The following is a 9,901-nucleotide window of genomic DNA, read 5'->3' on the forward strand; positions in this document are numbered from 1 at the left end:
TTATTTTTCTAGAATTAGGATTTAGATTTTTTTCAAAAAGCGCAATAAACAAATTAACAGAAATAATCGGAATACAAAAATAAACGTCGCACAACCGCCGGTAAGCGAACTACGCTGGTTTTTGGTAAATTGAACGTTTGTTTTTCACGAAGAAAGTTCTATCTTGGCAGAGAAAACTCAGTCCGCTGGCATCGCGAATTCGCTTACCGGCAAAACGTTGTGCGTCATTTTTACGAACGTAACTCCTAAAAATTAAATTTGCGACATTGAAATAATTTTTATAATTTCGTATCCGAATGAATACAGTTTAGAGAAATGTACTTTATTGAAAAAACAACAGAATTTGATAAGTGGTTTAAGAAATTGAATGACTTAAGAGCAAAAGCAAAAATTTTATTCAGACTTCAAAAATTAGAAAGTGAGGAACACTTTGGAGATTGCAAACCTGTTGGTAATGGAATTAGTGAATTGAAAATTAACTATGCAAAAGGCTACAGAATTTATTTCAAAGAAAATGAAGGAAAGATTATTATTCTGCTAATTGGTGGAGACAAATCAAGTCAACAGAAAGACATTGAAAAAGCAAGAGAAATTTGGGATAAACTAAAAAAGTAAAAATGGAAACATCAAAATTTGACATAGCAGATTATTTGGACAGTAATGAAATGATTGCTGAATATCTAAATGCGGTTTTGGAAGAAGGAAATGATAATGAAATTGTGACTGCGATTGGACATATCGCAAAAGCAATTGGTATGACAAAAATTGCAGAACAAACCGGAATGAGCAGACCAAGTTTGTATAAAGCTTTATCTGATGGAGCCAAACCACAATTTTCAACTATTATGAAAGTTTTAAAAGCTATTGGTGGAGAAATAAAAGTAAATCCAATACCAGCATAAAAAACGAACGCACAACAGCGGCTAAGCGAGATTGCTGGTTTTCGGTAACCGGAAATTTTGTTTTCACGAAGAATGTTTTATCTTGGCAGAGAAAACTCAGTCCGCTTGAATCGCAACCTCGCTTAAGCCGCGAAACGTTATATGAGACCACAAAAATTCGCGGTAACGACATGAAATATTTAAACAAGCTGCTTGACGTTTATTACGAAGACAGAAACGTTTTCCAAATTATTTTTTGGTGGGAATTGCGTCGAATTCTTTATAATTTTATTGTCATACTGTATGGAATTATTTGCCTGATGATAATTTCAGTAATCGTAAATGTTCCGACAGGAGAAGATTTAATTGAACCGCTAATTATTCTGGGTTTTGGAATATTGTGCAATATTGGCTATACGTTAGGTTGGCTAACTGAAATCTTTATAAAGAAAAATAATTTCTATGGTCCTAAAATGTTTAAAGTCGGTTTATACTTCACTTTATTTTTAATAACTATTCCTTTAGCAATTCATAGTGTTTCTTGGGTTTTTCGTGGATTCAAAACAATGTATTAACGTGGCCTCATATAACCGCCTGTAACCTCAATCGCGGAGTTTTCGGTAAAATGAAGTTTGATTTTCACGAAGAAATTTTATCTTAGCAGAGAGAGTTCTGTTCGCTTTGACCCGCGACTGCGGTTACAGGCCAAACGTTATGAGCTATAATTTCCGCAGCAGACTAAACAACAACGAATGAAATATTATACATATTGGTCAATTGCTGATTTGCCTACAAACTCAATAAAATCCTATGAGGTTTTTTATATATTTCTATAATTTGTTTAATCACTTGGGGCTTTATTAAACGCTACAAAAAAAAATAAGGATTATGAAAAATTAATTCTTTTATGGATCATTGGTAGCATTTTCATATTCGCTACCTCAATGTTCGTGTACCTAACTTATATGGTCAAAGACGATACTGAAAATAGAATACAAACATTTTTTACTTCTTCAAAAGTAGCACAAGTTGAAGGCGTAATTTCTGATTTCAAAAGAGAAAGACCTGCATCACAACGTCGAGTTGTAACTATTGAGAGTTATAGTTGATTCTGTAAAATTTTCTTATGGAGATGCAATGCTTGGGCGCTTTAACAACTTTAGTGAAACTAACAGTATCTTACAAAATGGTTTGCCCGTGAGAATAACTTATGGAAAAGATAAAAATCAAATTGTTAAAATTGAAATCGCGAATTAAGTTTACAAACTATTACAGCTCATAACAACGGCTTCAAGCAATTGCGAAGTTTTTTGTCGCCGGAAATCTTTATTTCACGAAGAATGTTTATATTCGGCAGACAGAACTCAGCTCGCTTTCATTCGCAACTGCGTGAAGCCGCAAAACGTTGTGCGACAGCCGAGAATCACATTATGAAAAAAACAGCAATTTTAGTCATTTTAACAATTTCCATAGTAGTTTTAACTTCCATTTTTGGAGTTATAAATAATCAAATCTCATATTCTATTTCTCCAGAATTTTTCACGAAATCAATGTTTCCGAGGTTTGGATTTGTAGAATATGGTTTAGATACTCCAAGATTAACCGCAGCCATAATTGGAATTTGGTCAACTTGGTGGTTAGGATTGATTATTGGACTTATTTATTCAATTATTAGTTTATCGAAAAACAATACAAAAACTATTTTTTCTTATTTAACTAATGCAATATTAACTACCTTTATTTTCGTATTTGCAAGTGGAATACTTGGATTTATATTTGGGAAAATATCGCTAACGAATGTTATAATAAATCGGGGATTTTCGGGAAGCCAAGAACAATTAAAAAATTTTGTAACAGTTGGTTACATTCATGATTTTGAATACGGTGGAGCGATTTTAGCAATATTATTTGTAACATTAAAGCCATTTCTAAAACGGCCGTCGCACAACAGCGGCTTCAAGCAATTGCGAAGTTTTTTTTAACAGGAAATATTTATTTCACGAAGAATGTTTATATTCGGCAGACAGAACTCAGCTCGCTTTCATTCGCAACTGCGTGATAGCCGCGAAACGTTGGCGGCAATCTATTGAAAAATACAATCCAAATGAAACATAGTTCGCTATATAATGTATTAGAAAATTTCGATTTTGATTTACTAAATCATCCTGAATTTAAAGAGGATTCTGTACGCGAAGAAATTATCTTTCCAATTATAAAAGGCTTGGGTTATTCTCCATCAAAACCTTTTCAAATAATTAGAAGCCGTAAATTAATTCATCCGTATGTTTCAATTGGATCCCAAAGAAAACTAATACACATAATTCCTGATTATGTATTTGAAATAAATGGAAAACCAGGTTGGATTTTAGATGCAAAATCACCGTCTGAATCAACGATTAATTCAGCTAATGTAGAGCAAGCTTATTCCTACGCAATACATAGTGAAATTAGAGTAAATTATTTTGCCCTTTGTAACGGAACATATTTTACACTATACAATATTAGTAAAGAGAAACCTTTATTACATTTTCCAATTCGTGCAATTCCCGGATATTGGAATCAAATTCAAGAAATATTAAAGCCTCAAAATGTCTTTAAAGATGCTGAGAAAATTATCAAAAAAGATTTAGGTCTGCATTTGAAACGTCTTGGATTTGATCAATCTGAAAGCTTAGTTTTTCCAGAAACTCCAATATTTCATATCGGGCAATTAGACAATAATCAGTATACAATGTCGGCTGGCGCTATAATTGAAAATGAAACTTATGTAGTTACTTTTGATTTTGGCTCAACAGAATTTCAACAATTAAAAGGCAAAATTCCACAGGAGGCGTTTGAAAAATTATCATCTAGAAATATTGATTCTAGAAAAATGATAAAATTTGCCGATCAAGTTTATTATGTTAATATAGATTGTAAGGTCGGAGATAAATTAGAAGAAAACGCTGATGAGATTTTTCTTCCCATGAAAGTTAATCAATTTATATAGACTGCCGCCAACAGCGGCTAAGCTAGATTGCTGGTTTTTGGTAACCGGAAATTTTGTTTTCACGAAGAAAGTTTTATCTTGGCAGAGAAAACTCAGTCCGCTTGAATCGCAACCTCGCTTAAGCCGCGAAACGTTAACTGAAAGCCGTAAAAATTGCGCATAAAACAAAATCATATAAATATCTATTCAAAACTTAGCAGAAAAAGAACTTCAACTTAACTTAATCGTAACTTCATTGAAAGGAACGATTGAAGAAAGAGAAGCGCAAATCTTTAAACTCAAATTGCCGGAAAAATTTAAAAAATTACATTTTGAATATGCAGAATTGAGTAACGAGAATATTGAAGCAGTAAAACGCGGACTTTTTTTGTATTGGTTTTCACTTTCAGAGCCGATGTTTTTAACCGGAATATGTGAAACTGATAAAGTTGCAAACACAAAAATCATCGAAAATATTGAGAAAATAATTGACGCTGATAAAATTGATTATGAATTATCCTGGATGTTGAGTTACTATAAAGAGTGGGAATGGCTTTTTGAGAATTATAAAAGTCATGAGAAATTTTATACGACATTATTAAGCAGTAATGTTTCATTACCAAAAATTAATAAAGAGCAAATGATTAATCGCGGTTTAATGGGAAAATATTGGAATTCTTTGAACTAACTCGGCCTTCAGTTAACCGCCGCTAAACGCAATTGCTGATTTTCGGTTACCGGAAATTTCTTTTTTACGAAGAATGTTTTATCTTGGTAGAGAAAACTCGGCTCGCTTGCATCAGCAACTGCGCTTAAGCGGCCTAACGTTATAAGCAACCAAAGAAAAAATCCGTGGAAATTGGACGTCTGAATAATAAAGTAGTAAAGATCGAAAACTATCAATCAACTTTTATATTGTTGAACATGGATCATAATCTTTTCCGTTTCGATTTCGTAAATAAGAAAGAATTTAACTTGCAAACTGGCGAGCATAATAAACTCCAATATTTTGAAAAGCATGCTTTACTTATCGATTATTCCGAAAATTTAATCACAACATTCATTAACTCTAAACCAGACAATCCTGAGATTTTTATAAAAGATATCGAAAACGCAATTAATGAAGTTACGCTTGGCTGGAGAAGTTGGAAAAATTACATAACGGAAAACAACTTCTTCACTTTTGAAACTTTCAAAAAAAATATTGCTGACGGAAGTGGTAAATTATCATACGCGCCATTTTCGATTACTCAAAATATTTTAAATGTTTGTAATAAACATAATGTGTCGATCACTGCTTTCGACAATCAATTGAAAAGGGAAAATTTTAAATTAATTATTATTGGTAAAAGCTATTTGATCGCAAAAGACTTCAAATTTCATGAACAATAAATATTGGCTGCTTATAACCGCCGTTTCAAGAATTTGCTGGTTTTCGGTAAATTGAGTGTTCATTTTCACGAAGAAAGTTTTATCTTGGCAGAGAGAACTCAGTCCGCTAGCATCGCAAACTCGTGAAGCGGCCTAACGTTAGTAGACATTTTGGGCGATATCGTGAATTGAACGATAATTTTCGTATTTTTGATAAAAATAATTTGCCATGACAGTAGTTATCGATAAATCTAATTTGAAAAATACTTCAAAAATTCTCAGTGAAAAACTGAAGAAGTCGACTAAATCTGGAAATCTGTGTAAGCATTTCGGCAAGCTTAAAAGAAAAATTGACGGTTTAGAATATCAAATTTCAGCGAGAGAAAATGAAGATTGATTTTATTGCTGATACTAACTTCCTCATTTATCTTCACGAAGGAAATAAAATTATTGAGCCGTTTTTAGAATATGATTTTGGTGTTTCTTTTATTTCAGAAATTGAGTTACTCGGTTTTCATGGATTATCAAAATCGGACGAAACAAAACTTACTTCACTTCTTGGTGATTGTTTTTTGATTGATTGGAATTCTAAAATAAAAGAACAGACAATTTTATTAAAAAGAAAATATTCAATTAAACTTCCTGATGCAATTATTGCAGCGACGGGATTAGTTTATGATATTCCATTAGTAACGGCTGACAAAGGTTTTCAAAAAATAACTGAATTAGACTTAGTTTTAATCGATTTTTAATAAAACGTCTACTAACCGCCGCTTCACGCAATTGCTGCTTTTCGGTTAATTGAACGTTTTATTTTCATAACTTCGTTTTGGGTTGCAGAAAGTACTCTGCTTCGATTGCCGCAACTGACGCGAAGCGGCCTAACGTTAGTGGCAAGCATACAAAAATCCGGCTAAAATCGAAACCATGGAAAGTAATGAAAAAGGGAAAGGTGGAGAAAATTTTGTTTATCAGTTAGCTACAAATTCATTCTTCAGTTATTGGTGTTATCCAAATCCAATGGATGAACTAGGAAATAAAAAGGAATTGTGTGACTTAATAATTCATTTCAGAGAAACAATTATTTTAATTTGCGTTAAAAATTATGAATTTAAAGGTCTCTATTCTAGATATTTTAGAAAAGCAATAGAAAAAGATGTACGGCAACTTTATGGCGCTGAAAAGAAAATTTTAAATTCGACTTATGATATCCAAATTAAAAATATAAATGGTCGATCTCATATTATCAACAAATCTGAAATAAAAAATATTCATCGAATTGTCATTCATCTTGGAGATAAAGTTCATTTCTATCCATCAAATCGAGAGACAAAAGATGAGAAGTTCATTCATGTCTTTGATAAAACATCTTTCTTTAATTTAACAAAATTTCTTGATACCATAAAAGATTTTGAAGAATATTTAGAAAAAAGGGAGAACACTTTTTCTAGAAAAGATGTATTAATATTACCTAGCGAAGAAGACGAATTTGACAAAGAAACTCACGATCAATTTTTCGAATTACAAAGCAATAAAAATTTAGACAAACAATATATATTAATATCTGGAACCGAAAGCGATTTATTAGCTAGCTATATAAAACATGAAAGACAGTTTTCAGAACATATCACTTCTGATAAATATAATGGAATGCTTTTCCAAATAGATGGAACTTGGGATGAATTTCTAAAGCATGAACAATTAGAGCGAAAACAAAAAGCAGATAAAATCAGCTATTTTATTGACGAATATGTCAAAAGAGAAGTAATGCCTAATCAAGATGAAGGCAGTGTTGAATTTGCAAAAGAGTTATTATCATTCAATAGATTTGAACGTAGAATATTTTCTAAACACCTTTTTGATTTCGTTAAAGAATACAATGACTTACGCGGATTTGCGTTGGCGAGAAGATATGGAGAAATAGATGGCGTTGCTATAATTTTTGCTTTTTACACAGTCGATATGACACCTGATCAAGTCAATCATATGATGAATTTAGTAATTGAAACTTACTGTGTTCATACCAATTATAAACATGATAAAATTATACTTGTAGGAGTTACAACTAATTGCAAACAATTTAAGTTTGGTTTGCATAAAGATATAAAACCATATCCTAAAGAACTTGAAAACGAAATAAGAAAGGATATGGAATTACTAAAATGGTTTACTGCTACAACCGAACTAAAATTTTCGGAAAAAGAATATCCCGATTAGAAACCACGCCAGCCACTAACCGCCTGTAACCGCAATCGCGGAGATTTCGGTAAAATGAACTTTTGTTTTCACGAAGAAATTCTATCTTAGCAGAGAGAACTCAGTTCGCTTTGATCCGCGACTGACGGTTACAGGCCAAACGTTATGAGAAATGTTTGAGCGCGACGTAAAATCACGACGTTCTTTTTCGAATTTCATTATCTTTGAAAAATGAAAAAGAATCTTTACATAATTGCGGGTTGTAACGGAGCTGGGAAAACTACTGCTTCGTTTACGATTTTACCTGAAATTCTAGATTGTAAAGAATTCGTAAATGCTGACGAAATTGCAAAAGGTTTGTCTCCTTTTCAACCTGAAAAAGTTTCGTTTGAAGCTGGAAGAATTATGCTTCGAAGAATCAACGAACTTTTGGAATCAAATGAAAATTTTGCTTTCGAAACTACTTTGGCAACAAAAAGTTATAAGTCAAAAGTTTTTGAAGCAAAAAATAAAAACTATAATGTTACACTTCTTTTCTTTTGGTTACAAAATGTAGACCTTGCTATTGAGCGCGTAAAAACACGAGTTATAGAAGGTGGACATAATATTGAACTCGATGTTATAAAACGTAGATATTTGAACGGCATAAAAAATCTATTTGAAATCTATTTGCCAATCGTTGACGAAGCAATGATTTTCGATAATTCTGAAGGAAAGCATATTTTGCTTGCTGAAAAAACTTTAGATTCTGAAATCGATATTCTAAATCATGAAAAATTTGATAAACTTAAAAGTTACTACAATGAAGGAATATAAAAGAACTCCAAACCAAACTAAAATCTTGGAAGGAATGGATAAAGTTTACGACAAACTTATTGAGTTTAAAAAGAGAATGAACAGCGAACTTGTTATTCTTAAGGATAATAAAATTACGAGAGTAAAACCATAACACTTCTCATAACAGCGGCTAAGCGAGATTGCTGGTTTTCGGAAACCGGAAATTTTGTTTTCACGAAGAAAGTTTTATCTTGGCAGAGAAAACTCAGTTCGCTTAAATCGCAACCTCGCTTAAGCCGCGAAACGTTAACTGCAAGCGCAAATCACGATCATGATGATTTTAGAAAGAAAAAGATTATTCGCTTTGATGTTTTTGAAAATGTTTCCCTCTTTGGTTTTTGCAAACGCATGATCGCCAATGATGTGGTTTGGAATGTTGCATTCGCTTATTTTTAACGCTATAATTGGAATTTGTGAAAGCGCGATAATTGAAAAATATAAAATTCCTAATAGAATGTGGCTTATTATTTTAGCCAATTATGTTTCAATGATTATTGGCCTATTTTACATTGCCCCACATTTTTCATCTATTATTGGAAATCTAGATTTTTGGGGTGGAAACACGAATTACGGTGAATACCGATTAAAAGGATTTCTGATGGGAATGTTTACTTCATATCTAGCAACGTTAGTCATCGAACTACCATTTTTTTATTTCGCTGTCAAAGAAAAGTTGAATCGCAAGAAGATTCTGTTTCCTTTCTTCATCGCTAATTCAATTACAAATTTCATTATGACGCTTATATATTTTTGGATTGTCGAAAGTGGAGGCATATGGAAATAAGCGCCAGCAGTTAACAACGGCTTCAAGCAATTGCGAAGTTTTTTCTAACCGGAAATCTTTATTTCACGAAGAAACATTATATTCGGCAGACAGAACTCAGTTCGCTTTTATTCGCAACTGCGTGAGAGCCGCGAAACGTTAGCTGCAACCAACAGAAAAATCCGATAAAATAAGAACGAATTATGACTTCTTTTCTACAATTAATTATTTCAATTCTGATTTTATCATTTTTAGTTGGTTTTATATTAATGATTGTTGGGAAAATTAAACGCCGTATGCCAATTTTAAAATTGGGTTGCATATTTTTTTTAATCCCTTTCTCTATACTAATTTTCACGATCGCTTATAAAATCGTTGAAAAAAAACGAAGCGAAACTCTAACTCAAAATGATCTAGTTGGAAATTACGTATTGTTAAATTCAAATTCAGCTAATAAAAATAAAGTGCAATTAAAACTTTATGAAAATGGTAAATTTGAAATATCTGATTTATTAGCAAATCAAATCTGCGAAAGGGGAAAATATAGTTTGTATGTTAATGAAGTTTGGTTTAGATGTGACAATCATTCGTCAGTTGCAAAAATAGAAAGAGGTTTTTTAAATTTGAATTTAAAATTTAATTTTCATAAAGCTGACAACAAAGAAAAATTTACAGTTCAAAAAATAAAAAATTAACCAGTGGCAGCAGCTAACACCGCATTTAAGAAATTGCTGGTCTTTTGGTAATTGAACTTTCGGTTTCACGAATAAAGTTTTATCGTGGCAGAAAGAACTCAGTCCGCTTGAACCGCAACTTCTCAAATGCGAGAAACGTTAACTGCAATTTTACCGAACCAAAATCGTTCATAACAAAAATAGAAAACCC

Annotated in this window: 13 protein-coding genes; all 13 read left to right on the plus strand. The window is 32.2% G+C overall.

The genetic code is table 11. From position 1 onward, the window contains the following. Window positions 1–315 precede the first annotated feature (315 nt). The gene (locus BLS32_RS18075) at window positions 316–615 is read left to right on the plus strand and encodes a type II toxin-antitoxin system RelE/ParE family toxin (RefSeq protein WP_091399468.1); all 300 of its coding nucleotides are present in this window, start codon (window positions 316–318) and stop codon (window positions 613–615) included. Between the two features lie 2 nt (window positions 616–617). Continuing rightward, window positions 618–902: an addiction module antidote protein gene (locus tag BLS32_RS18080; protein WP_091399471.1), complete on the plus strand. Its 285-nt coding sequence runs from the start codon at window positions 618–620 to the stop codon at window positions 900–902. 170 nt (window positions 903–1,072) lie between these two features. Beyond that, on the plus strand, window positions 1,073–1,456 hold the full coding sequence (locus tag BLS32_RS18085) for a hypothetical protein (protein WP_091399475.1): 384 nt from the start codon (window positions 1,073–1,075) through the stop codon (window positions 1,454–1,456). A gap of 855 nt (window positions 1,457–2,311) precedes the next feature. Beyond that, window positions 2,312–2,863 (plus strand): hypothetical protein, encoded by a 552-nt coding sequence (locus BLS32_RS18090; RefSeq protein WP_139171818.1) that lies wholly within the window; start codon window positions 2,312–2,314, stop codon window positions 2,861–2,863. 122 nt (window positions 2,864–2,985) lie between these two features. After that, window positions 2,986–3,870 carry a type I restriction enzyme HsdR N-terminal domain-containing protein gene (locus BLS32_RS18095; RefSeq protein WP_091399481.1) on the plus strand — a complete coding sequence of 295 codons (885 nt, stop codon included), beginning with the start codon at window positions 2,986–2,988 and terminating at the stop codon, window positions 3,868–3,870. A 235-nt stretch (window positions 3,871–4,105) separates the two neighbouring features. After that, on the plus strand, window positions 4,106–4,537 hold the full coding sequence (locus BLS32_RS18100; protein WP_091399484.1) for a hypothetical protein: 432 nt from the start codon (window positions 4,106–4,108) through the stop codon (window positions 4,535–4,537). A 236-nt stretch (window positions 4,538–4,773) separates the two neighbouring features. Further along, a complete protein-coding gene (locus tag BLS32_RS18105) occupies window positions 4,774–5,241 on the plus strand; it encodes a hypothetical protein (protein ID WP_091399487.1) in 468 nt (155 codons plus the stop codon). A gap of 208 nt (window positions 5,242–5,449) precedes the next feature. After that, window positions 5,450–5,617: a hypothetical protein gene (locus tag BLS32_RS18590; RefSeq protein WP_170227632.1), complete on the plus strand. Its 168-nt coding sequence runs from the start codon at window positions 5,450–5,452 to the stop codon at window positions 5,615–5,617. Further along, complete coding sequence (locus BLS32_RS18110; protein ID WP_091399489.1) at window positions 5,607–5,972, plus strand: type II toxin-antitoxin system VapC family toxin; 366 nt, start codon at window positions 5,607–5,609, stop codon at window positions 5,970–5,972. The genes BLS32_RS18590 and BLS32_RS18110 overlap by 11 nt, the downstream gene beginning before the upstream one ends. A 175-nt stretch (window positions 5,973–6,147) precedes the next feature. Beyond that, window positions 6,148–7,437 carry a hypothetical protein gene (locus BLS32_RS18115; RefSeq protein WP_091399491.1) on the plus strand — a complete coding sequence of 430 codons (1,290 nt, stop codon included), beginning with the start codon at window positions 6,148–6,150 and terminating at the stop codon, window positions 7,435–7,437. A gap of 210 nt (window positions 7,438–7,647) precedes the next feature. Next, a complete protein-coding gene (locus BLS32_RS18120) occupies window positions 7,648–8,232 on the plus strand; it encodes an ATPase (RefSeq protein ID WP_091399494.1) in 585 nt (194 codons plus the stop codon). 379 nt (window positions 8,233–8,611) lie between these two features. Further along, window positions 8,612–9,037 carry a hypothetical protein gene (locus BLS32_RS18125; RefSeq protein WP_139171819.1) on the plus strand — a complete coding sequence of 142 codons (426 nt, stop codon included), beginning with the start codon at window positions 8,612–8,614 and terminating at the stop codon, window positions 9,035–9,037. 182 nt (window positions 9,038–9,219) lie between these two features. Then, window positions 9,220–9,711, plus strand: coding sequence for a hypothetical protein (locus BLS32_RS18130; RefSeq protein WP_139171820.1), 492 nt, complete (start codon window positions 9,220–9,222; stop codon window positions 9,709–9,711). Window positions 9,712–9,901: the final 190 nt, after the last annotated feature.

The sequence above is a fragment of the Flavobacterium noncentrifugens genome (assembly GCF_900100375.1).
Classification (GTDB): domain Bacteria; phylum Bacteroidota; class Bacteroidia; order Flavobacteriales; family Flavobacteriaceae; genus Flavobacterium; species Flavobacterium noncentrifugens.

What these genes read in the sequence shown, in the direction of transcription:
- BLS32_RS18590 (WP_170227632.1), top strand. Translation starts at nt 5,450, where the DNA reads ATGACAGTAGTTATCGATAAATCTAATTTGAAAAATACTTCAAAAATT.
- BLS32_RS18125 (WP_139171819.1), top strand. Translation starts at nt 8,612, where the DNA reads ATGATGTGGTTTGGAATGTTGCATTCGCTTATTTTTAACGCTATAATT.
- BLS32_RS18120 (WP_091399494.1), top strand. Translation starts at nt 7,648, where the DNA reads ATGAAAAAGAATCTTTACATAATTGCGGGTTGTAACGGAGCTGGGAAA.
- BLS32_RS18075 (WP_091399468.1), top strand. Translation starts at nt 316, where the DNA reads ATGTACTTTATTGAAAAAACAACAGAATTTGATAAGTGGTTTAAGAAA.
- BLS32_RS18115 (WP_091399491.1), top strand. Translation starts at nt 6,148, where the DNA reads ATGGAAAGTAATGAAAAAGGGAAAGGTGGAGAAAATTTTGTTTATCAG.
- BLS32_RS18080 (WP_091399471.1), top strand. Translation starts at nt 618, where the DNA reads ATGGAAACATCAAAATTTGACATAGCAGATTATTTGGACAGTAATGAA.
- BLS32_RS18105 (WP_091399487.1), top strand. Translation starts at nt 4,774, where the DNA reads ATGGATCATAATCTTTTCCGTTTCGATTTCGTAAATAAGAAAGAATTT.
- BLS32_RS18085 (WP_091399475.1), top strand. Translation starts at nt 1,073, where the DNA reads ATGAAATATTTAAACAAGCTGCTTGACGTTTATTACGAAGACAGAAAC.
- BLS32_RS18110 (WP_091399489.1), top strand. Translation starts at nt 5,607, where the DNA reads ATGAAGATTGATTTTATTGCTGATACTAACTTCCTCATTTATCTTCAC.
- BLS32_RS18090 (WP_139171818.1), top strand. Translation starts at nt 2,312, where the DNA reads ATGAAAAAAACAGCAATTTTAGTCATTTTAACAATTTCCATAGTAGTT.
- BLS32_RS18095 (WP_091399481.1), top strand. Translation starts at nt 2,986, where the DNA reads ATGAAACATAGTTCGCTATATAATGTATTAGAAAATTTCGATTTTGAT.
- BLS32_RS18130 (WP_139171820.1), top strand. Translation starts at nt 9,220, where the DNA reads ATGACTTCTTTTCTACAATTAATTATTTCAATTCTGATTTTATCATTT.